Source organism: Terriglobus saanensis SP1PR4, assembly GCF_000179915.2.
GTDB classification, from domain to species: Bacteria; Acidobacteriota; Terriglobia; order Terriglobales; family Acidobacteriaceae; genus Terriglobus; species Terriglobus saanensis.
The window spans coordinates 4,408,859-4,430,217 of record NC_014963.1 but is presented as its reverse complement, the minus strand read 5'-3'; the positions used below and the strand labels follow the sequence as shown (position 1 = coordinate 4,430,217).

The 21,359-nt window shown below is 58.1% G+C and carries 17 protein-coding genes; 5 read left to right on the top strand and 12 right to left on the bottom strand.

Features of this window, described 5'->3' with window-relative positions; all coding sequences use genetic code 11:
• Window positions 1–18 precede the first annotated feature (18 nt).
• A complete protein-coding gene (locus tag ACIPR4_RS18240; protein WP_013570144.1) occupies window positions 19–1,785 on the top strand; it encodes a VWA domain-containing protein in 1,767 nt (588 codons plus the stop codon).
• Window positions 1,786–1,881: 96 nt separating this feature from the next.
• Here the strand turns inward: ACIPR4_RS18240 and ACIPR4_RS18235 are convergent, their stop codons facing one another.
• Window positions 1,882–3,000 carry a glycosyltransferase family 2 protein gene (locus ACIPR4_RS18235; protein WP_013570143.1) on the bottom strand — a complete coding sequence of 373 codons (1,119 nt, stop codon included), beginning with the start codon at window positions 2,998–3,000 and terminating at the stop codon, window positions 1,882–1,884.
• On the bottom strand, window positions 3,001–3,783 hold the full coding sequence (locus tag ACIPR4_RS18230; RefSeq protein WP_013570142.1) for a lysophospholipid acyltransferase family protein: 783 nt from the start codon (window positions 3,781–3,783) through the stop codon (window positions 3,001–3,003).
• Between the two features lie 215 nt (window positions 3,784–3,998).
• Here ACIPR4_RS18230 and ACIPR4_RS18225 point away from each other — a divergent pair, with 215 nt between their 5' ends.
• Entirely contained in the window at window positions 3,999–4,337 is a 339-nt protein-coding gene (locus ACIPR4_RS18225; RefSeq protein ID WP_041586188.1) for a PadR family transcriptional regulator, read from the top strand.
• 10 nt (window positions 4,338–4,347) lie between these two features.
• On the top strand, window positions 4,348–7,053 hold the full coding sequence (locus ACIPR4_RS18220) for an ABC transporter permease (protein ID WP_013570140.1): 2,706 nt from the start codon (window positions 4,348–4,350) through the stop codon (window positions 7,051–7,053).
• A gap of 42 nt (window positions 7,054–7,095) precedes the next feature.
• Here ACIPR4_RS18220 and ACIPR4_RS18215 read toward each other — a convergent pair whose 3' ends face one another.
• The 4 genes from ACIPR4_RS18215 to ACIPR4_RS18200 form a co-directional block, all read right to left on the bottom strand.
• Window positions 7,096–7,515 (bottom strand): hypothetical protein, encoded by a 420-nt coding sequence (locus ACIPR4_RS18215; protein WP_013570139.1) that lies wholly within the window; start codon window positions 7,513–7,515, stop codon window positions 7,096–7,098.
• A 99-nt stretch (window positions 7,516–7,614) separates the two neighbouring features.
• Entirely contained in the window at window positions 7,615–8,460 is an 846-nt protein-coding gene (locus tag ACIPR4_RS18210; RefSeq protein WP_245536382.1) for a creatininase family protein, read from the bottom strand.
• An 80-nt stretch (window positions 8,461–8,540) separates the two neighbouring features.
• Entirely contained in the window at window positions 8,541–11,258 is a 2,718-nt protein-coding gene (locus tag ACIPR4_RS18205) for an ABC transporter permease (protein ID WP_013570137.1), read from the bottom strand.
• An 11-nt stretch (window positions 11,259–11,269) separates the two neighbouring features.
• Entirely contained in the window at window positions 11,270–11,599 is a 330-nt protein-coding gene (locus ACIPR4_RS18200; protein WP_013570136.1) for a PadR family transcriptional regulator, read from the bottom strand.
• A 303-nt stretch (window positions 11,600–11,902) separates the two neighbouring features.
• On the opposite strand from ACIPR4_RS18200, the gene ACIPR4_RS21890 reads away from it, so the two are divergent.
• Entirely contained in the window at window positions 11,903–13,879 is a 1,977-nt protein-coding gene (locus ACIPR4_RS21890) for a putative bifunctional diguanylate cyclase/phosphodiesterase (protein ID WP_013570135.1), read from the top strand.
• A 16-nt stretch (window positions 13,880–13,895) separates the two neighbouring features.
• Here the strand turns inward: ACIPR4_RS21890 and ACIPR4_RS18190 are convergent, their stop codons facing one another.
• Window positions 13,896–15,020 (bottom strand): SGNH/GDSL hydrolase family protein, encoded by a 1,125-nt coding sequence (locus ACIPR4_RS18190; protein WP_013570134.1) that lies wholly within the window; start codon window positions 15,018–15,020, stop codon window positions 13,896–13,898.
• A 101-nt stretch (window positions 15,021–15,121) separates the two neighbouring features.
• Between ACIPR4_RS18190 and ACIPR4_RS18185 the strand changes: the two genes are divergently transcribed.
• The gene (locus ACIPR4_RS18185) at window positions 15,122–16,108 is read left to right on the top strand and encodes an acyltransferase family protein (RefSeq protein WP_013570133.1); all 987 of its coding nucleotides are present in this window, start codon (window positions 15,122–15,124) and stop codon (window positions 16,106–16,108) included.
• On the opposite strand, the gene ACIPR4_RS18180 is transcribed toward ACIPR4_RS18185, so the two are convergent.
• From ACIPR4_RS18180 to crtI, 5 genes are all read right to left on the bottom strand, one after another.
• Window positions 16,072–16,818: a hypothetical protein gene (locus ACIPR4_RS18180; protein WP_013570132.1), complete on the bottom strand. Its 747-nt coding sequence runs from the start codon at window positions 16,816–16,818 to the stop codon at window positions 16,072–16,074. The two genes, ACIPR4_RS18185 and ACIPR4_RS18180, sit on opposite strands and share 37 nt — an antisense overlap.
• Window positions 16,819–16,850: 32 nt before the next feature.
• A complete protein-coding gene (locus ACIPR4_RS18175; RefSeq protein ID WP_013570131.1) occupies window positions 16,851–17,456 on the bottom strand; it encodes a hypothetical protein in 606 nt (201 codons plus the stop codon).
• A complete protein-coding gene (locus tag ACIPR4_RS18170; RefSeq protein ID WP_245536381.1) occupies window positions 17,453–17,980 on the bottom strand; it encodes an RNA polymerase sigma factor in 528 nt (175 codons plus the stop codon). Before ACIPR4_RS18170 ends, ACIPR4_RS18175 begins: the two co-directional genes overlap by 4 nt.
• A gap of 83 nt (window positions 17,981–18,063) precedes the next feature.
• Window positions 18,064–19,566, bottom strand: a complete 1,503-nt coding sequence (locus ACIPR4_RS18165) for a phytoene desaturase family protein (RefSeq protein WP_013570129.1) — start codon at window positions 19,564–19,566, stop codon at window positions 18,064–18,066.
• A 104-nt stretch (window positions 19,567–19,670) separates the two neighbouring features.
• Window positions 19,671–21,221, bottom strand: a complete 1,551-nt coding sequence (gene crtI / locus ACIPR4_RS18160) for a phytoene desaturase family protein (RefSeq protein ID WP_245536380.1) — start codon at window positions 21,219–21,221, stop codon at window positions 19,671–19,673.
• Window positions 21,222–21,359: the final 138 nt, after the last annotated feature.

Below are 21,359 nucleotides of genomic sequence, written 5' to 3'. Positions count from 1 at the left end.
GGCACGGAGATTCCGCCTATGCTTCGAGTTTTGAGCTTCTCTTTGTTTGTAGCTTCGGTCGTAGGAGCACAGAGTGTACCCACGCTGCGGACGGGGACCCAGTTGGTGGTTGTGGACGTTGTGGTGACGGACAAGAATGGTGCGCCTGTCCACGGCCTGAAGGAGACTGATTTCGCGTTGCGGGACGAAGGCGCGGAGCAGAAGGTACTGAATTTTCAGGAGCATCCTGCAAGTGCGTCGCAGAGGATGCCAGAGTTACCGAAGATGCCTCCGGGGACCTTCACGAATTATGTGCCACTGCGACAGGATGTGCCGCTGAACATTGTGCTGCTGGATTTATTGAACACACCTCTTCTGGATCAGGGGTATGCAAGGCAGCAGCTGGAAAAGTATGTGATGACGCTCCAGCCCGGGACGCCGATTTCGATCTTTGCCCTGACGTCTCGTCTGATGATGTTGCAAGGATTTTCGTCCAATCCGGAGATCCTGAGGGGAGCGATCGCTTCGCGAAAGACCATGAGCCCTCCTCTGCTCCTTAAGCCGCAGTCGCAGACGGATGACGAGAGCGATAGCAAACAGGATGTGGATAGCACCCACCCTCTGGTCCAGGCTGAAGTTCGGGCAAATCTCGACGAGATTGCGACGAACCAGAAGGATTTTCAGGTTCAGGCTCGAACGCAGCTTACGCTGGATGCGATCAATCAGCTTTCGCGCTACCTGTCCGGCTTTCCAGGCCGGAAAAACCTCATCTGGTTTACGGGTTCTTTCCCCGTAAATATCTTTCCGCAGGGCGATATCTCGACGTCGTTTTCTAACATGCCCTCCATGGCCGAGGAGTACCGCGATACGGTGAATTTATTGGCCACCAGTCAGATTGCGGTCTATCCCATAGACTCCCGAGGGCTTTTTAGCAATCCGATCGCGGATGCCACAGGGCGCCACTTCGCGATGGGACCGGAGCGGGTCGCGGAGGAGCAGGCTTTCTCAGAACAGACGGCGACCGAACAGACCGCGATGCGCGTGCTGGCCTCTTCTACGGGAGGCAAGGCCTATGTGAACAAGAACGATCTGACAGCCGCCGTGACGGATGCGATTCAGAGCGGATCTTCGTACTACACCCTGACGTATGCGCCGACGGACAAGAAGCAGGAAGGTCGCTTTCATCGGATTAAGGTGAATGTGCAGGGCGGAGGCTATCGCCTAGCCTACCGGGAGGGCTACTATGCGGCGGCGGGAAAGCTGCACACGGTCGCAATCGACTCCCATGCTTTCAGCGCGGAAAAAGCGGGTAATACTGTCATGCAACGTTCCATGCTGCGTGGGGCTCCGGAAGCGACACAGATCTATTTCACAACAAGCTTTACGGTGCCCGGGGGAAAGGAGTCTCTCAGTCCCGTGTTGGCTAAGGGAAGCATTTCAACTTCAGCAGCAAAAGGGCCATATCGGCTTTACAAGGCGGTTTTTACCGCAGACCCGAACTCAATTACTGCGCTGCCGGATGGGGCGGACAAGGTCAACGTAGGGATTGAATTTGTCGCGCTGGTCTATGACGCGAATGGTGTGTTGCAGTCTTGGGCTGGCAAGACTTTGCGAGGGGCGCTGGCGAAGGCGAAGTATGCGGAGATGGTGAAGGCGGGTGTGCAGTACGGTTTGGACGTCAGCGTTCCGGCAAAGGGAGACTTTTATATCCGAACCGGTGTGCATGATCTGGCGAGCGATCGGGTAGGCGCGCTGGAGGTACCGGCGAGTTTGATTGTGGCGAAGACGGGAACTGCGCATCCGTAAGCGGGTTTGGTCGAGTGCTGATAAATCAGTTTGTGCGCTCCGCGCGACCCACCCTTTCGCGATAAAGCTGCGAAAGAATGGGCACAGAGGGCCGGATCAGTTGGCGGGGTAGGTGCGGTTTTTCCAGGTGGCGGTTTTGCCGCGGGCCTTTTGGATGAGGGCAGTCCATTGCAGGGCGAGCAGGGTGCCGATTCCCAGCGGGTGGAGGAGAGCGCCCTTGATGGAGTGGCGGAAGCGTAGGACGCCGAGGATTCGCGGGAGGTAGGAAAGGGCGAGTGCTGTCGCGCTGAGGATGGTTGCTGCGGTGTTGTGTTTGTAGAGGGAGGCTGCGAGCAGGGGTAAAGGAAATATCTGACCCAGGGCGAAGAGAAGTGTCAGGGGTCGGAGAAGTGCGGGGGTGGCCATGCCTTCGGTGGCGTTCTTGCTCAGACCGTTCCATGTGTCGCGGGTGTTGGTGTACATCCGGCAGGTGGCGAGGTTGGTGAGGTCTGCGAGGCGGGTGAGGTGTCCGTGCTGGCGGAAGAGGCGCGGGAGGAGAAGACCGTCGTGCATGGTCTGGCGGATGGCGGAGTGGCCCCCGGTCGCGAAGTAGCTCGGGCGGCGGCAGAGGAGGAACTGTCCGCAGCCTGCGGCGTAGGCGACGCTGGTACTCCGGGCCATCTGACGCATGGGAAGAAGTCCCAGAAGGATGAAGTGGATCAACGGGAGCAGAAGGTACTCCAGCGGGGTGAGGGTCTGCTGGAGGGGGAAGCCGCTGACCAGTTCTGCTTTGGTCTGCTGAAGAAACGCGGCCATGCGTGGAAGCGATTCGGGTGAGAGGCGAACGTCTGCGTCTACGAAGCAGAGAAGATCGTGCGTGGCGTGCTGCGCGCCCTGCCAGCAGGCGTGTTGTTTGCCGTTCCAGTCTGTGGGGAGTGGGGCTGACGGAATAAGGCGAATCTGATTGTGCGTGAGCGCGAGGGTTTGGACGATCTGGGCTGTGTTGTCCGTGGAGTGGTCGTCGAGGACGATGATTTCAAGCGTGGTGTGGGTGGTCGCGAGTGCGTGTTTCAGAGCTGAGGTGATGCCTGCGGCTTCGTTGCGTACGGGAAAGATGAGGGTGATGCTCTCGCAGGTTTCGGAGGGTGGTGGGGTCCGGTACTCGAGGAGGTTCAGGCAGAACATCGTTGCCGGAATGAGGGCGCAAAGGGCTGCGGCGATGGACAGGGCGAGCATCTACTTTGAGGCCGGTTTGGGCGGTCCGCCGGGGTGGTCGGCGGAGAGGTGTCTACCGCGCAGCCGCTGGACGATGCCGTAGACGCCGCCGGTGCCGGTGGTTCCTTCGAGGAGTGTGGTGAAGTGGCCTGGGTCGCGAGTGAGGGCAAGGTCTTTGAGTTCGTCCTGTGTTGCGAGCGTGGCGGCTTCGGCGAGGGCGGTCCACTCCTGCGTGGTGTGTTTGTCGCTGGGGGTGACGAAGACCGGCGCGCCGATGTTGATGAGGAGTTCGGGCAGGCGCTGGTTCCAGAAGACGTATTCGAGCGCGATGGGCTGGAGGGTGAGTTCGCGTTTGCGTGCGAGGAGAGCTCCGATGCCGTTGGCAAAGCCCGCAGGGCGGAGGCGTGCGTCGGCGAAGCGGCCCTGCGGTGTGAGCCAGAGGACATTCTTTCGATCGAGCACGATCTGTTGCGCGGTGCGCAAAAAGTGGGCGGCTCCGCGTGGGGTGCCGGGGTCCAACGGGAAGACGCCGAGCTTACGGAAGAACGGAAAGCGGTCGAGGGCGGCGGTTTCCATTGGGGCGTAGTGGTTTCGCGTAGGCATGAGGCTGGTCGCGAGGACCATGCAGGCGAGGGGGTCCCACCAGGAGGCGTGATTGAGGGTGACCACGAGCGGAGCGTCTTCTTTGCGCAGGCGCGTTGCGTTGGCAAGACGGACGGAACGGAAGGATGTTTTGAGATTGTGCCTTGCGATGGGGAGGAAGAGAGCGCGCAGGGTGCTCGAAACTGGGGTGATCTGCGGCATGTGATGAGTTTAGATCACGGCTGCGGATTCTCTTCTGGCGGATCTCGGAGGAGGGTTGGGTTGGGCTGTCCTTTGAGATCCGGTTTGTGTGCTCTGCGCGACCCCACCCTTTCGCCGGTAAAGCTGGCGAAAGAATGGGGCACAGCCCACGAATGTGATTGCGTTTTCTGCTTGACGATCATGGATAGCTCTTTTATTGTTTCCCTAAGATGATTATGGGAAAGAAGAGCGAGGCGGGAGACCTGATCCAAGGCACGCTGGAGATGCTTGTGTTGAAGTCGCTTCTTCGCGGGCCGATGCACGGGTATGGCGTGGTGGAGTGGATTCATCAGACGTCGCAGCATCTGCTCAAGGTGGAAGAGGGCGCGCTTTATCCCGCGCTGCACCGGTTGGAGCTGCGCGGGTTGCTGAAGGCCGACTGGGGCGTTTCAGAGAACAACCGTCGAGCGAAGTTTTATCAGCTGACTACAGAAGGGAAGAAGCGGCTTGAGAGCGAATCGCAGCGTTGGGCGAGGCTTTCGGCGGCGATTGGATTTGTGATGCAGGCGTCTTGAAGGGAGCCTTATGAATCGCTATCTGAGTGAAGTTGCGGGACGGATGAAGTCCATCTTTCGCAGGGAACAGCTGAAGCGCGAGCTGACGGAGGAGCTTGCATTTCACCAGACGATGCTGCGCGAGCGGTTACTACGGGAAGGCGCGACGGAGCAGGAGGTGGACGCGGCGGCGCGCCGTACCTTTGGCAACCCGAGTCGCTGGAAGGAGCGGCTGAGCGAGTTGCGGCAGTTTCAGACGGTGGAAAATCTGTTGCGTGACCTTCGATTTTCCGCACGCATGCTGAAAAAAGCTCCAGCGTTTGCGGCAGTTGCCGTGCTGACGCTCGCCCTGGGCGTGGGTGCGAATACTGCTGTCTTTTCGTTGATCAATGGATTATTACTTCGTCCGCTTCCGGTGCCAGAATCCGAACAGCTTGCCGTGCTTCGCTATGAGGAAGGCGGGCCGCAACCGGGATATGACTTCAATACGCCCTTCTTCCGCAGCCTGGAGAAGCGGCACGAGGTCTTCTCGCAGGTCTTTGCGTTCAATGGAGACACGCTGCAGGTGCGGGGAGAATCCGGCAATGAGAATGTCCCCGGAGTACTGGTGAGTGGCCAGTTTTTTCAAGCGCTGGAGACAGCGCCGTTGCTCGGTCGCTATCTGACCCCGGGGGACGATCAACCTGGCGGAAGTCCCGCGGGGCTTGCTGTCGTTATCAGCGAACATTTCTGGGAGACTCGATTTGGTCGAGCTTCGAATGCCGTAGGACAGCAACTGGTGATCGCGAATGTCCCGTTCACCGTGGTTGGGGTGATGCCTAAGTCGTTTATAGGAGCGGACCCAACCCTGAGACCGGAGATCTTCGCGCCTCTCTCCGCCGATCCGGTGATCGATGCGCCAAGAAACCACATCGATGCAGGGGTCAACACTTCGTGGCTGACGGTAATGGCGCGGCTGCAACCCGGGGTTGGTCTGGAGAAAGCCAACGCTGCTTTACTCACTTACTCCGGGGCGATCTTGCATGAGAGCGACGCCGACGGCGCTTTTATTGCAGAGATGGAGAAGGCACATTTCCGTGTTGAGGCTGAGACAGGATCGCGAGGGTTTACTTACGCAAGGGCGCTGTTTCGCAAGCCGCTGGTGGCTATGGCATCGATGTGCGGAGGAGTTTTGTTGCTGGCCTGCCTGAACCTGGCTGGTTTACTGATGGCGCGTAGCGCGGCACGCGAGCGCGAGTTGAGTACGCGGCTCGCTGTGGGCGGAACAAGAGGGAGGCTGATCCAGCAGCTGCTGGTTGAAAGTATGTTGATTGCTGTTCTGGGAACGTCCGCGGGGCTAGCTATGGCACCGGCTGTGAGTCGATCGTTGGCGGCACTGATTATGAGCGGCAACTCGATGAGCAACAGCAGGCTGCAACTGGATACATCGCTCGATCTGCGGGTGTTCGTTTTTGCGGCAATCATCGCGATCGTAGCCACGGTGCTGATAGGTCTACTTCCTGCTCTTCGGGCTACCGGCAATGATTTAAGCGAGAGCATCAAGGGGCAGCATGCGGCGACACAGGGGCAGAAGCGCAGAGGCATGCTGCCGCAGGTGTTGCTTGCCTCCGAGGTAGCGCTGGCTCTGGTGCTCGTGGTCGGCGCAGGTCTGTTGGCAACGAGCATGGTGCGACTCTTCCAATCGGGTGTTGGGTTCGATCCAAAGGGACTTGTAAACGTCGCGTTCAAGATGGACAAGCAATCTCTTGAAGGCGACGCGCTGACACAGGTGTATCAGCAACTCGGGGAAGACTTGAAGAGGCAGCCGAATGTGAAGAGTGTCAGCTTCGAGTTCATCGTGCCTCTCTCTGGCAGAGGCTGGAATGGAAAATTCGCTATACCGGGACAAAGCTCGCAGCTTTTATTCCTGAATAGCGTGGGGCCTGACTACTTCGGTACGATGCGGATTCCCGTTGAGATGGGGCGAGAGTTCCGATGGACCGATACGAAGAGCTCGGGGTTGAAGATCATTCTGAATGAGTCCGCGGCGAAGCTTCTGTTTCCGGGAAGCATTGCAGTGGGGAAGCAAGTTGTTAGAGAACATGACCACGCATCGATGGAAGTTGTGGCTGTGGTGGGCGATGCAAAGTACCGCAATCTGCGAAGGCCAGCGCCGCCTGCGGCCTATGTTCCTATCCAACAGGACGACGCGCCGAAGCAGTCCCTGACGGCCGTACTGCGCGTGAACGGTTCGTTGACACCGCTGGCAAGTGCGCTTCGTCCGCTCACGGCGCGATTGGCTCCGACGATTCCCGCGCCCGTTCTGACCACTGTGGACGAGGTGATTACGGATTCAATGAGCGCGGAGTGGTTGATGGCGATCCTGTCGATCTTCTTTGCTGGCTGCGCGCTGTTGGTGACGGGTATCGGTCTCTACGGAACGCTGGCCTATGCGACGGCGCGACGAACGAGCGAGATCGGCATTCGCATGGCTCTCGGAGCAGAGCGTGGAGGTGTGGTGGCGATGATCTTTCGAGAGAACGCTCTGGTGGCCACGGTGGGTTGCGGTGCTGGACTGGTCGTTGCGGTGCTCGCCTCGAAGGTGCTGGCAAGTTTTCTCTACGGCACGACGGCACACGATCCTATGGTGTTTGTGGGATCGGTGGCAGCGCTGATTGTGCTTGCCAGCGCGGCTTCCATTCTGCCTGCGATCCGGGCCGCCCGGATCGAACCGGCGACGGCCATTCGAGGGGAATGAGGAAGCCTATAATCATCGATTACGGTCCGGCAGCCGACAAGTTTATGACCGGGATTTGTCCGGAGATTGGAACGAGAGCCGTACAGTCACTTTTGTAATCAGGTTCCCTGAGAGCTCGAATTCTTGTGTCCAATCATGCTGATCCTCTTTACTGACATTTGTGCCATGGATAGGCTCCAGCAGTTTGAGTTCTCCATGCATCCGCACCAAAACATGTGTTGGGGCTTTTTCCAGGTACTCGTGAAAGGACTGACCACTTACGAAAAAATATTTAGACCACGCAACCATGCCTTCAAAGAAACCCTCAATGCCGTAATAAGTGAATGTGCCTCGGGTATCCGAAGCGATCGTTATTAGGTCAGGGGAGAATAATTTTGATTGTTCTCTTATAAAAGAGTCGAAACCCTCTTCTCGAATGAGGAGATAGTTCTTAAAGAATTGACGTACTACTTCGTTGGACATGCGAAGACTCCCAGCTTATCCAGATTCTGTCTGCATAAGCTGGGAGATAAGACACTCAGTGCGCGCAGGTATTCCTTGCCGCCACAAAATCAGAAAATCTTACTGTTTGGTGTCGAGCGGGTGTCTGCTCTTCTCGTAGAACTCGTTCTGGAGTTTGAGGCTAACGTCATCGGCCTTGATGGCGATGAGGCTTTTGGTGACGGAGTCAACCCACCACTTCATCTGGTACTCGCCAAGCTCGTGGGTTGCGACGGAGCCATCGCCAGCATAGTGATCGGGGAAGCTGGCGTACCACCAGATGCCCGTGTAGACGCCTTCGGGCAGGTTGAGGTGGTGCTGGTCGGCGCCCGATTCCTGCGTGGCCCGTTCAGGGTGAACTAGGTCCGGACGTGTGATCATCAGCTTGGAGGTTTCGCTTTCACCTGCGTGCTGGTCGTTGGTGGACTTCTTCTTCGGTCCGCCGGATGTGGGAGTGCGCTGCGAGAAGAGGTAGACGACGTAGTCGTGCGGTTTGTCGAGTTGCGACTGGGCGAAGTAGGGGAGCAGACTGGTATTGCCTCCATGTCCGTTCACGATCAGGATCTTCTTGCAGCCGTTGCGGGACATCTCGTCTGTCGTGGCCTGGAGTAGCGCGAGCTGCAGATCGCGGCTGTAGGAGACGGTGCCGGGTTCGTGGCGCGCTTCTGAGATCTGGCCAAAATAATACTCGGGGAAGACGACGGCGTAGCTCTGCTGCGCGGCATGGATGGCCGCGTAGCGCGCGTTGATCAGGTCCGAACCGATGGGCAGGTGGGGGCCGTGCTTCTCCATGATGCCGATGGGCAGGATGCAGGTGCTTTGCGATTGATGAATGGCGGTGACGAAGTCCGGGCCGGTAAGCTCTTCCCAGTGGACGGAGAGCTTTGGAGTCTGTGCGTGGGCGAGTTGCGCTGCAGCAAGGATCAAGGAGGCAGATAAGAATTTTATTTTGCTCGTACGTGTCATGTAGGGGCTCACTCTCTGCGCGGATTTTAGCATCGAGTCAGCTACTCATAACGCAGGGCCACCATGGGATCTACGCGCGAGGCACGGCGGGCCGGGAGATATCCGGCGAGGAGGCCGATCGCGAGTAGCAGGGTGACGGAGGCCACGAGGCTGGCGGGATCGGAGCCTTTTACGCCGAAGAGCATGGTCTGAATCATGCGCGTTCCGGCGAGGGTGACTGGGACGCCTATGCCGATGCCGATGCCGAGCAGAAGCGTGATCTCGCGCATGACCAGCCAGCGTACGTTGCCGCGTCTGGCGCCGAGCGCCATGCGGATACCGATCTCGTTGGTGCGTCTGCTGACGACGTACGACATCAGGCCGTAGATTCCGATGCAGGAGAGGAAGACCGCAAGTAGGCCGAAGAAGGCGGAGAGCTGGGCGACGGTTCTTTGCTGCGTGATCGAGCGTCCGACCTGCTCGTCGAGCGTGGTGATCTCTGCAATCGGAAGGTTACGATCCACGCTGTGGATCGCCTGCTGGATTGCACCGGAGATGGCAGCGAAGTCTCCGGTATAGCGAACGACCAGATCGTTTTCGTACTGGGGGCGCTGCGAGTAAGAGACGTAGTCGAGCGTCTCCGGATCTTCGGAGAGGTTGCCGAACTTAACATCCTTCACGATGCCGATGATCTCCCTCTCCGGGCTGTCCGCGCCGCCGATGCTGTAGTGACGGCCGAGCGGACTGGTCTTCGGAAAGTAAGTCTTTGCGAGTCGCTCACTTATGATTGACACTTTTTGCGATGTCGTTGTGTCCTGCGGTCCGAACGTCCGTCCTGCGAGGAGTGGAATCCCCATCGCTTTGAAGTAATCGTTGCCGATGACGTTGTGCTTTACGTTAATACTGCGTCCAAGGTCTACTCCGGGTACGGTGATGCCGCCGTTCCAGCTGCCTTCGTTGAAGGTGAAGAGGGAGAAACTGGCCGTGGTAACCCCATGCAGTGCGCCAACGCGCTCTTCAATCTGTTGATAGAGCCGGGTGACGCGTGGATCATCGCCCTTATAGCCGATGGAACTGGGGTCGGTCCGGAGCAGGAGAACGTCTTCCTTGTTGAAGCCGGTGTCGATGTTCGAGAGGTTCACAAGGGTGCGTACGAAAAGCCCTGCACCGACGAGGAGAACCAGCGAAAAGACGATTTGCGAAATGACGAGGATTTTCGCGAGGGGGCTTTTGCCCGTGCCCGTTTGTGGACCCCGAGAGTCTTTGAGCGCATCGGTCAATTCGAGCTTTGTTGCGCGCAGTGCGGGAAGGGTGCCGAAGAGCACCGCTGTGAGCACTGTGATAGTCAGCGTGAAGAGGAGGAGGCGCGGATTGATGGAGACATCCAGAGGCAGATCTTCCGGACCTCCTGAGACCATGCGCAGTAGAAGGCGGTTTGCGACGGAAGCGAAGGCAATGCCAAGCGCGCCGCCCGCAAAGGCGAGAAGAAGGCTCTCCGTGAGAAGTTGACGGATGAGGCGAGAGCGTCTGGCTCCGAGCGCCTGGCGAACAGCGAACTCCCGTATACGGGCCGTGGAGCGCGCGAGCAGGAGATTGGCCAGATTGGCGCACGCGATGAGAAGGACAACCGCAACGAGGACCATCAGGATGCGGAGTGGCTGAGAGAACTGGCCGCGGAGGTACGAAAGCCCTTTGGACATGGGCGTCAGTGGGACGTGCGCTTCCTGCAGTTGTTTTAGGGTTTGCTGGTTTAACTTGGCATCGGGAAAGCCATGCTGGATCTGTTGGTAGAGGAGATTTACGTTCGAGGTGGCTTGATCCAGTGTGACGCCCGGTTTCAGGCGTCCCATGAGTTGCAACGACTGGCTGAAGTTATCTTTATAGCCGCGCCAGTTCGGCGGAACCTGCTCCATCATCGCGAGCGGAACCCAAAGATCCGGAGCTTCGCCGACTTTTGTACCGAAGAACTCCGGCGGAGCCACGCCGATGATGTTGAAGGTTGTTTCGCCCAATTTAACCTTTTTGCTGAGAATGTTGGGATCGCGCGCGAGGCTGGTCACCCACCACGCATAACTGATGACGGCTACCGGATGGCCGCCTTCTATCCTGTCGTCGTCGTCCGCAAGCATGCGGCCGATCAGAGGCTTCACGCCGAGCATGGGGAAGTAGGTGCCGGTGACGAGTTGTACGTGCATGCGCTCGGTTTCATTGCGGCCTTCCACTGTTCCGTGAACTTCATTGAGCATGCTGAGAGCGGCACCGACATCGCTGAAGACGGCATTCTGTTTCTGCATCGCGCGATAGAAGGGATAGGAGTAGAGTTCGGTGCTGCCAATGCTGTCCGTGATGCCAGCCCAGGCGCCGGTGCCAAAGAGGAAGAGATCGTGGGGATCCTTCACGGGTAGTGAGCGCAGCATGACCGCGTCCATGAAACTGAAGATGGCGGTGTTGGCGCCGATGCCCAGACCGAGCGAAAGCAGCGCCACGAGGGTGAGGACAGGGCTGCGCAGCATGGAACGCACGCCGTAGTGGACATCGTTCACAAAGCTCTCAAGCCATTCCCATCCCCAGGTCCTATGACTCTTCTCCTTGATCGCGGTTGGATTGCCGAACCTTCGATATGCAACGTGCCGTGCCGCCTGGTGAGTAAGACCCGTCTCCGCCTGTTGCTCCGTGCGGAGTTCGAGGTGCAGACGCATCTCTTCGTCCAGATCGGCTTGAAACTGACGGCGCTGAAGAAGCATGCGGATACGGCGAAGAAACTCAAGGGGCGAGTTCATGATTTACCTCGTCATGCAGTCTGGATGACACGTGTGATGGCTCCGATGACGCGCTCAAAACGATCGAGTTCCAGCGCTAGTTGTTTGCGGCCTGCGAGAGTGAGTTTGTAGTAGCGCGCGCGGCGATTGCCCGCAGTAACGCCCCACTCCGCCTTGACCCAACCTTTGATCAGCATGCGTTGCAGGGCGGGGTAGAGCGAGCCTTCTTCCACCTGCAGGATCTCTTCGGAGGTCTGCTGTATGGAGCTGGCGATCTCATAACCGTGTAACTCACCGCGGAGCGCGAGGGTCTTGAGGATGAGGAGATACAGGGTTCCGGGGGGAATTTCGTCGCGATCCAAAGTCGGCCTCCGATAGGGAAGACGAACTGGCATAGTTCATCTATGGAAGTGACGGTAGTGGCATAGACAGACTATGTCAAGAGAAAATTTAAGAATAGATACCGTGATTGCTCCTCCATCGCCATGGAAGCCCTCATTTTTGACGAGGCAGATTTGGAGCAGCGGGAGGCAGAGATTTGAGTTCGGCGAAGCCGAATTTTATTGAAGGCAAATTCCCTGTTGATACAGGATACGTTTGGAGACCGGTTGGGCCGGTTGCGGGCGTAGTATTAGCTACGCGACGATAGCGTTTGGAGCGTCTCCTTGGACACTCGCTCGACCCGATTCGTTCCCACGGACACTGGCCGCATCTTGTTGCTGGCCGTGCTCGTGAGTCTGCTTGCCCTGGGTGGGATGCAGTTGAGCCGGGTCGTTGCGACGCGAACGCTGCAATCGGAGGCGGAATCGGCGGCAAAGGTGTGGGTCTGGACTCTTGTAAACCATGCCGAGGATCTTCCGGCCATGATCGCCGGCGAGCCACCTTCGGAAAAGACAAAGTATCTCCTTAAACTCGCCTCGGAAGCCGGGGGAGTCTATCGGTACAAGGTGTGGAGCCGTACCGGGGAGCTGGTCTTCGTCTCCGATCAGATAGGGAAGCCGTTGGTCCCGGTGACGATTGCGCAGCGTCATGGTGCGGAAATCGCCCGTGAGATTCTCTCCGGTTCGACCTTTACTGAATCTGGCATCGGCACCTCGCCTGAAAACCCGCGCTACTTTGCCGCATCGTATGTTCCCATTCAGCGGGATGGGGCAGTGATTGGAGTCTTTGAAGCCTATCTCGATCAGACGAGCACGCACGCGCTCTATTTACGGTCGTTTTTATTTACAGAGGGCATTATTGCCGTGGGCTTTTTGCTGGCGGGCGGCATTCCGGGATGGATGGTCTATCGGAAGATGAGGGACTACCGGAAAGCGCAGGCCGAACTCCTGTTTGTCGCGGCGCACGACAGTTTGACGGGCGTTGCGAATCGGAGGCACCTGGAAGAAGCCGCGAAGACTGCGCTGGCTTGGAGCCGACGGAACAAGAGCTTTCTGGCCGTCCTGCTGATCGACGTGGATCGATTGAAGGGTGTCAACGACAGCTTTGGACACGAAGCCGGAGATGAGGTTTTAAGAGAAGTTGCGAGAAGGCTCAAATCGACGGTTCGAGCCGAGGACACGGCGGGGAGACTTGGTGGAGACGAGTTTGTTGTTCTGCAGGTAGGCATCGCGCAGCCCTCCGGAGCGATCTCCATCGCCGATCGATTTATGAACGTTCTCTGTGAACCGTACAATCTTGCCGGTATGCTCGTGAGTTGTTCCGCGAGCATTGGTGTTGCGATTGCGCCGGCCGATGCGGATGACTGGGACCAGCTGCTCTCCTGTGCCGAAGCGGCGCTGTACAAGGCGAAGAACAGCGGACGCAATACGGTGTGCTTCTTTGAAGCGGGGATGGACGCGAAGCTCCGCGAGCGCCGACAGCTCGAGGTGCAGCTGCGACATGCCCTGGAGGTCAACTTATTTCAGCTGGCCTACCAGCCCCTCTTCAGTTTTCATGACCACCATCTGGTGGGGTTCGAAACGCTCCTGCGTTGGCCAGCGGGCTGGGCTCCGAAGTCGCCCGCGGACTTCATTCCGATTGCAGAAGAGTCCCAACTCATCGTTCCCATGGGAGCGTGGGTCCTGGAGACCGCATGCAAAACAGCCGCAGCGTGGAGCAAGCCGTTGAAGATCGCCGTCAATCTGTCTCCGGTACAGTTCCGCAATGGCGACATTGTTGAGGTTGTCGAACAAGCGCTGAAGACGTCCGGGCTTGACCCTGCGCGCCTGGAGTTGGAGGTGACGGAGAGTCTGTGGCTCAAGGATACGGACGCAGCACTCGACCAGCTGGTGCGTCTTCGGGCGCTGGGAATTTCGATTGCCCTGGACGACTTCGGTACGGGGTATTCCAGTCTGACGTATCTCCTGAAGTTTCCCTTCGATGCGATCAAGATCGACCGGTCGTTTGTGATCGAGATGCAGCTCGACCCCAAGGCGTCAGCCATTGTAAAGACAATCGTGGCGATGGGAAGAACGCTGGGACTGACCATCACCGCGGAGGGTGTGGAGACAGCCGCGCAGGCAAAAGCTGTCCATGAGGCTGGGTGCGATCAGGGGCAGGGCTACTGGTTTGGAAGACCTCTGTCTTTGGCTGCAGCCAATACCCTGGTGGATGCAGCTCCAGTAGTGTTCGATGGAGTGGTGACGACCAAGCTCGAGTAGAAGGCCGCTATTTCGTCTATTGCAGCGCGGCGAGAAACGCGGAAGCCAGATGTTGCTGGCCCAGAATGTTAGGGTGCAGCGGATCGTTCATCTCAGCGGACGTGCCGAACATATAACTTCGGTCGGGTACAAATCGGACGTCCATTCCATCGCTCGCAAAGAGCTTTATGTTTGCTTTAATTTCGGTGCTGTAGAGAAGCTGCCCTGAGGCTGAGCTTATAGGGGAACTTGCGAGTTGGTTCGGAATATCTCCGACAAGAAGGATCTGCGGCGAGGCCAGAGTGCGCGACGGATTCGAGCCGATTCCCTGGATGGCAATGCCACCAAGCGGAGTCTTTATCTCGATGTGGTGATCTCCCGCTGCTGCCGCAATGCGGGCGAGTGCAACCGCTGTTGTACCTCGATGCTGGGTGAACATGGGAACATCCGGGGCTGTAGCGAAGTATCCCTGCGAGACACCATCGATCAGTAGTTCGAAGCGCGCATTCGTGCCCGCATAATCGTCGATCTGGTACCAGACGTAGATGGGATTGCCGGAGGTGGAAAGGTGCGCGGCCGTGATGGTTCCTGCGGAGGTGCAAAGGAGGCCGCCAAAGACGGTCGCGTCCGGAGCGTTGTTGCATCCGCCGGAGACGTCGATTCCCGAGTCTCCTGCTTTTAGCTTGTTCTCGCGCGGAGTGCCCAGCCATGCGATGAGCGCGCGATGGCAGATGTTGAAGGTCCTGAGATAGGAGCCGCTTCCCCTGATGTCGACGTCGTTGGTCCCAATCATCAGGGAAGAGATACGGACTTCGGTGGACGTAGGCTCTTCAGCATACGGATAGATCGCGTCGCGAAACAGGTCGCACGTCATATCTCCTCTGACGCCCAGGTTTGTCAGAACCAGGTTTTTAGCCGTACTTACCAGGAAGGGATAAGCCTGGCTTTGCGGTGCACTCAGTGTCAAACCTGACGTGATGGAATCGCCGAAGGCGTGGTACTGCATGGGGGACGCGGTGGGATTCGTTGGAGTGGTCGGGTTTGCAGGAGTGACTACGGGCGCGACGGAGACGTCCGTGGAGATGGGGCTACCGGACGATCCACAACCTGAAAAGACGAGGGCCAGCCAGAGAAATCCCAGCGGGCGAAGAAGAGGGGGCATGAAACTAAGTTAGCTCACAAGACGAGTCGGAGGATAGCTTTCTCTGCAGGAAGAGGGCGCGTGTTATACCAGTGCTTCCGGCCTGTTGAGCGGCATGAAGCATGACGAAGCCAAACGAACGCCTTCCCTTTCTCGATAATGCCAAACTCGGCATGATGTTCCTGGTGGTCTACGGGCACATCCTGGAACCGTCCGCACTGGCAGGCTCCTGTCGTGTGGCGTCCACGGTCTACTTCCTGATCTATTGTTTTCATGTCCCGGTATGGGTCTTTCTGGCAGGAATCACCAGCAAGGCAAAGCCTTCCCCGAGATCACTGCTGGGAATCCTTTGCGTCCTGATCGTGTCGCAGGCAGTGTATTTCTGCTTCGTTGGAGAGATGCGGCGAAACTTCCTGCGCTTCCTGGTCACGCCGTGGTGGGCTCTGTGGTTTCTTTTGAGCCTTGTTCTGTGGAAGCTGATGCTCCCGGTTTTTCTCCGGGTTCGGTGGGCGCTTCCGGTCTCTGTGGCTCTTGCCCTGCTGGCGGGATGTGAGAGTCACATCGGACGTGCGTTCAGCCTTTCGCGCACGCTGGCCTGGTTTCCTCTCTTTTTTGCGGGGCATCTCTACGGAAGAGGCGTCCTGCGGGTTGCGGCGCGTACTCCGCGTTTCGTCAAAGTCAGTGCTGTGACGACCTTTGCGGCTGCGGGAATAGGGTTGTGGTTTTTCCCGCCGCCTTTGCAGGCGATATACGAGGCACAGAGTTATGTAGTCCTTGGATTCTCCTCGGTAACGGCGGGGATAGGGTTTAGGGCGCTCCATCTATTCGTCGCCTGCGCATTGGGGTTCCTGGCGTTGTGCCTGATACCCGTGGGACAGAATCGCTTCACGAAGTATGGCCAGAGGACGCTGACGATGCTGGTCGTGCATCCGTTGGTGCTGAAGATCCTGGAGGCGCGCCTACTTTCGCACATGGGTTGCTCTGCGTTGATGGTGGTCCTGTGCGCAGTTCTGGCTGCGCTGGTCACATGGTTCTCTGGTGCGGCGGTCTTTCACCGTGCGGTGACGTGGATCTATCGCGCGAGTTCCAGGACGACTTCGACCTCCTGATGCCTGGTGCTGCCGGGAAGATCGAGTCCGCCCAGAACCAGCGGCTTATCCAGAATCAGGATAGAAGTCCCCTCGAGCAGGGTCTGCCGAATGACTGGATCCTGCAGGCCCACGCTCGACTTCTCTTCCGCGATGCTGGATTGTTCGACTTTGGTACGCAGTCTGATTCCTTTGATGCCATCGACGTACTCATCCAGGGAAGCGTCGATGTTCAGACCGACATCGACGTACTGCACCTGGCTGCTGTTCGAAGACATTGGGGAGCTGGTTGACCCTGTAACAAGCGGTACCCTGCTGCCCTGTTTGAGTGTGGTCCGGCCACCCGAGACGACGATGACGGAGAAGTGTTGTGTGCCGACGCGCTTATTTCCGTCCACCTCGGTGATGGTGTAGGTAAGGCGATAGGTCTTCTTCACGCGATCAAGGTCGCTGATGAGCTTCTCCGCGATCAGAAGCTGTGCAGGCGTTCCTTTTACAAAGATGGCGTTCTCCGATGGCACCAGGTAGACCTTGTCTGCGGGATCGAGAAGGTTTCGCAGGGCGGTTGTGATCTCGGTCACGTCGTGGACCTGGCTGACGTTTGTCAGATAGAAGGTACGGATAGAATCCGCATTGGGCCGGGCGTCTGATGCCGTCGTTTGTCCTTGTACTGTGTAACCAGTGCATAACATCGTCAGTGTGATTCCGAGAAGTACTTTTGCGAGTTTCATCCTGTGTCTCCCTTTTGCGCTGTAGTTTGAGCTCATTGTTTTTCTCCCGAGGCTGGAGGTTCGAAGAAATTCTGGAAGTCTGCTTTCTCTTCCTTTTCCTCCTGGAGACGAAGTTGCGTGTTGAGCATGGCGAGTTGTTGCGGATCTCCCTTATGCGCGATGCGTAATAGAAGCTTCTCTTGTTCCGTCAAAGGAAGCGGAGGTGCGGGTTGACTGGGCGCGCGCATCGCTTCGAGCGCTTGAGCGTCTTCTGGATGGACGATCGCTGTTTTATGTCCCTTCGGCTTTTGCGACGATTGGAGGCGGGGTGCAGAGGGGGGCTGTGCTGGAGAGTTTGATCTCGCCGGCGCAGGTAGCGGTGTTGCGGTGGCGGTCTGCCGCGATGCGGGACGAGGATGTCTCAACCGAACGAGCGTTGGGATCATCAAAACCACGACGAATAGACCTGCAAACGCCGTGCCGAAGGCGAGGGATCTTGCTCCCGGCAGAGAGAGCCAAGTTGGCCAATTTCCACGCTGAGAGCGGATGGCTTCCTGATGCTGGAGCTCTCTTAATATGCGAAGCTCCATGCCAGGAGGAGACTCTGCGTTCCGCAGAGCGGCAAGGATTTTGTCGACCGCTTCTTCCGAGTGGTTCATTTCCTTTCTCCTTTCTCAAGTCGATCCTTCAAACGTGTGCGTGCGCGGAAGAGCAGGGCGCGCACAGCGGATTCGCTTCTTCCCATGACTTCCGCGATCTCTGCCGTTCCAAGTTCGTCGATGGCAGATAAAAGGAGCGCGTGGCGCTCTGCCTTGGGCAATCGCTCCAACTCGCGCAGCACGGCCTGCATGCGCTGCGTTTCCTGCATGGCCTGATCGGCAGGTAGATTGCTGCCAGCGAGGCTTTCGATGAAGAGTTCGTCCCACTGTTCCGGACGCACACGCCGCGTGCGGTCGAGCGCAAGATTCCAGGCGATGCGCACGAGCCAAACGCGGAGGTCTCGCACAGCCGGAAGCGAGCGACAATGCTGGAGGACGCGGACAAAGACATCCTGCACCACGTCTTCGGCTTCCGCTGGATTGCGCAGGATGGAGTGCGCGACGCGAAAGAGAAGCGTGGAGTATGTCTGTACCAGGGCCGCGAGATCGATCTCCGACCGCGCATCCTCCTGTATGGGTGACAATGCCAAGCTCCAACCCTCGATTGACCCCATATGTCCCTTCTATGAGGACAGACGTGAGAGTTCAGGTTTCGCTCGAATAAGTTTTAGGCGTGTCTGCGGTCCAAGGCGTCAGCGGCGATCCAGCCCGACATCATCACCATGGGCATGCCGGGGCCGGGATGTGCTGCACCGCCCGCGAGGTAGAGGCCTTCGATCTCGCGGGAGACGTTGCTTGGCTTGAAGGCTCCCTGGTACAGGCCATGCGAAGAGAGGCCGTAGATGGCTCCGTTCAGAACACGGTAGCGGTCGTGGATATCCTGCGGTGTGAGGGCATGCTCGAAGACGATGCGGTCTTCGATGTCGTGCAGGCCTGCGGTGCGCTTGAGCTTGTCGAGGATCACCTGGCGGTAGGCCGGAAACATCTCTTTCCAGTTGTGATGCGGGCGCAGATAGGGCGTGTGGACAAGAACATAGAGCGCGTCTCCACCGTGCGGCGCTGTCTCTGACTCCGTGCCGGTGGTGGAGGCGAGATAACAGGTGGGGTCCGGTGCGGGTTCGCCGAGATCGTAGATATGATGGAACTCCTCATGTGGATCGCGGGAAAAGACGAAGTCGTGATGGGCGAGATGGTCGTACCGCTTGTTCAGACCGAGGTAGAGAACTACGCCGGAGCATGCGGGCTCATACTCACGCTTGTTGTTGAAGTGCGTGCCGTGTTCGCGCGGAAGAAGCTCCCGGTAGGTGCGGACGGCGTCTTCGTTACTCACGATGGCGTCGAAGACGAAATGTTCGCCGGTGGTGAGCGTGAGTCCGGTGACCTTGTGCTCCTGCGTGTCGATCTTTGAGACATCGGCGCTGGTACGGTACTGCACACCGAGTTCGCGACCGAGTTTGATGAGCGCTTCGGGGATGGCGCGTGTCCCGCCCTTCGGATACCAGATGCCCTCGGAGGTCTGCATGTGGCCGATGGCGCAGAGGATGGCAGGTGAGTTGTCGGGTGAAGAACCGACGTATTGCACGAAGTGATCGAGCATCTGCGCGGCGTTGGGGTCGGAGATATGTTCCCGGATAACGCCGGAGACGGATTTGCCGAGGCGCATCTGCATCACGTCTTTGAGAACCTTGATGTCGAAGGCGCCTTTGACATCAAGCGTGTCTATCATGGAGCCTACGGGCTTCCAGAAGAAGAAGTTGTTGGAGATCTCGTGCAGCTTTTCGGAGAGTGCTAGGAGCTCGGCGTACTTTGTGCCCATGCCGGGCTTGATCTGGTTAAATGTCGCGGACATCTCTTCGGTGGAGTCGGTGAGGTCGAGGACAGTTCCGTCTTCGAAGAAGCAGCGCCACGCCGGGTCGAGGCGGACCATGTCGAGGTAGTCTTCGAGATTGCGGTTGGCTTCGGAGAAGATGCGGCGGAGGACTGAAGGTTGGATGAGGATGGTCGGGCCCATGTCGAAGCGGAAGCCTGCTTCGGAGAGTTGGGCTGCTTTGCCACCGAGCCAGGGGTTCTTTTCGAAGACCGAGACGGAGTGGCCTCGTGCGGCGAGGACAACTGCGGCGGAGAGACCTGCTAGGCCGGAGCCGATGATGGCTGTGTTTTGCTTTGGCATGCTTCCTCTTGGATGATGCTGGTCGCGCTTTGCGCGATGGAGAACGCTTTGCGTTCTTGGAAAAGCAGATCCCTTCGCTTCGCTACGGGATGACAAAATATCGGCTATGCGGTTGCAATCTGTGGTTTGGATGCGTCCAACGTAGCGTGTTTTGCGGAGACGCCGAGGTCATCGAGAAGAAGCTTTGTGGCGATGCGGGCGGATTCGAAGATGACGGGAAGACCGCTGCCGGGGTGGGTTCCGCCGCCAGCGAGATAGAGACGCTCGGTCTCTTCGAAGCGGTTGTTGGGACGCAGGTGGAGCATCTGGCGCAGGCTGTGGGCCATGCTGAAGGTCGCGCCTTTGTGCAGTGAGAACTCGCTCTGCCAGCCTGCGGGCGTCATGATACGTTCGCTGCGAATGCGCGCACGCACGTTGCGCAGGCCGAGAGCAGGGAGCTGATCCAGGACTTGTTCGCGGAAGACAGGAGTATCGCGTTTCCAGTCCACGCCGTCGCAACCGTGGGTCACGGGCGCGAGGATGTAGAGCGTGCTGTGGCCCTCGGGTGCAAGTGTGCTGTCGGTGACGCTGGCATTCTGCACGTACATGGAAGGATCTGCAGAAAGGGTGTGGTTCTGCTCGATGTCGCGGAGGTTTTGCTTGTAGTCCGCCGCGAGATAGATCGTATGGTGGGCAACGTTCTCCGCAATGCCTTCCACGCCGAGATACATCATAAAGGTGGAACAGGAGTGGTCCTTCTTGTCGATGGTGCGGTCGCTCCAACGTTTGCGCAGGTGCGCGGGGATCATCTGCTTCGCGGCGACGGCGAATTCTGCGTTCATGATGACGGCGTCGGCGGTAAGCACGTGATTGGGTGTAAGGACGCCTGTGGCCTTGCGTCCTTCGAAGGTGATACCGGTGACTTCTTCTGCCAGCAGGATGCGGACGCCCATCTCTCTCGCGATGCGGGTCATTGAGCGAGTGATGGCTCCGCAGCCGCCGATGGGATGGAAGACGCCGTACTCGTATTCCAGGAACGAGAGGATGCTGAAGAGTCCGGGACAGCGGAAGGGCGACATACCGAGGTACTTCGACTGGAAGGAAAAGCCGAGGCGGATGCGTTCATCGCTGAAGTATTTCTTCAGCTCATCGTCGAGCGAGCGCCAAGGGGCGAGCGTCGGAAGAAGCTTAAGCATCTCGGGCTTCGCCAGATCGCGCCAGTTCATGAAAGGCGATTCGAGAAAGGGAAGGAATCGCTCCAGCTTGGAGCGGTTGTCGCTCATAAAGCGCTGGAAGTTTTTGGCATCCTCGGGAGAAAAGGCGGCGATGGCTGCTTCCATCCGCACTTGATCACCGGTGGCGAGTAGTTCACTGGGAGGACCACCGCTCTTGTTCCCGAAGAGAAGCCGATATTGCGGATCGAGCTGCTGCATGGGCACTTCTTCACGCAGGTTGCGGCCTGCTACAGAGTAGATCTCTTCCAGAACGCGCGGATAGAGGAAGAAGGTCGGGCCGTAATCGAAGGAAAAGCCGTCCTGCTTGAACGTGGAGGTGCGGCCACCCGTGTGGTCGCGTTTTTCTACGATAGTGACGTCGATTCCGGCAGAGGCGAGAAGCATAGCGGACGCGAGACCGCCAGGGCCCGCTCCGATGATAATGACTTGTTTCGTGGACAACTTGTAACTCCCGGTGTCGGCAATGGTATCTCTTCCGACGCACAGGAAGTGGACGCAGATGCTCGCTTCACCCGCTCCCATGCAGAGTTGTTTCCGGAGCATGAGCCGACGAAAATCCAGTTCAACACTTTTGATGAT

What these genes read in the sequence shown, in the direction of transcription:
- ACIPR4_RS18240 (WP_013570144.1), top strand. Translation starts at nt 19, where the DNA reads ATGCTTCGAGTTTTGAGCTTCTCTTTGTTTGTAGCTTCGGTCGTAGGA.
- ACIPR4_RS18235 (WP_013570143.1), bottom strand. Translation starts at nt 3,000, where the DNA reads ATGCTCGCCCTGTCCATCGCCGCAGCCCTTTGCGCCCTCATTCCGGCA.
- ACIPR4_RS18230 (WP_013570142.1), bottom strand. Translation starts at nt 3,783, where the DNA reads ATGCCGCAGATCACCCCAGTTTCGAGCACCCTGCGCGCTCTCTTCCTC.
- ACIPR4_RS18225 (WP_041586188.1), top strand. Translation starts at nt 3,999, where the DNA reads ATGGGAAAGAAGAGCGAGGCGGGAGACCTGATCCAAGGCACGCTGGAG.
- ACIPR4_RS18220 (WP_013570140.1), top strand. Translation starts at nt 4,348, where the DNA reads ATGAATCGCTATCTGAGTGAAGTTGCGGGACGGATGAAGTCCATCTTT.
- ACIPR4_RS18215 (WP_013570139.1), bottom strand. Translation starts at nt 7,515, where the DNA reads ATGTCCAACGAAGTAGTACGTCAATTCTTTAAGAACTATCTCCTCATT.
- ACIPR4_RS18205 (WP_013570137.1), bottom strand. Translation starts at nt 11,258, where the DNA reads ATGAACTCGCCCCTTGAGTTTCTTCGCCGTATCCGCATGCTTCTTCAG.
- ACIPR4_RS18190 (WP_013570134.1), bottom strand. Translation starts at nt 15,020, where the DNA reads ATGCCCCCTCTTCTTCGCCCGCTGGGATTTCTCTGGCTGGCCCTCGTC.
- ACIPR4_RS18185 (WP_013570133.1), top strand. Translation starts at nt 15,122, where the DNA reads ATGACGAAGCCAAACGAACGCCTTCCCTTTCTCGATAATGCCAAACTC.
- ACIPR4_RS18180 (WP_013570132.1), bottom strand. Translation starts at nt 16,818, where the DNA reads ATGAAACTCGCAAAAGTACTTCTCGGAATCACACTGACGATGTTATGC.
- ACIPR4_RS18175 (WP_013570131.1), bottom strand. Translation starts at nt 17,456, where the DNA reads ATGAACCACTCGGAAGAAGCGGTCGACAAAATCCTTGCCGCTCTGCGG.
- ACIPR4_RS18165 (WP_013570129.1), bottom strand. Translation starts at nt 19,566, where the DNA reads ATGCCAAAGCAAAACACAGCCATCATCGGCTCCGGCCTAGCAGGTCTC.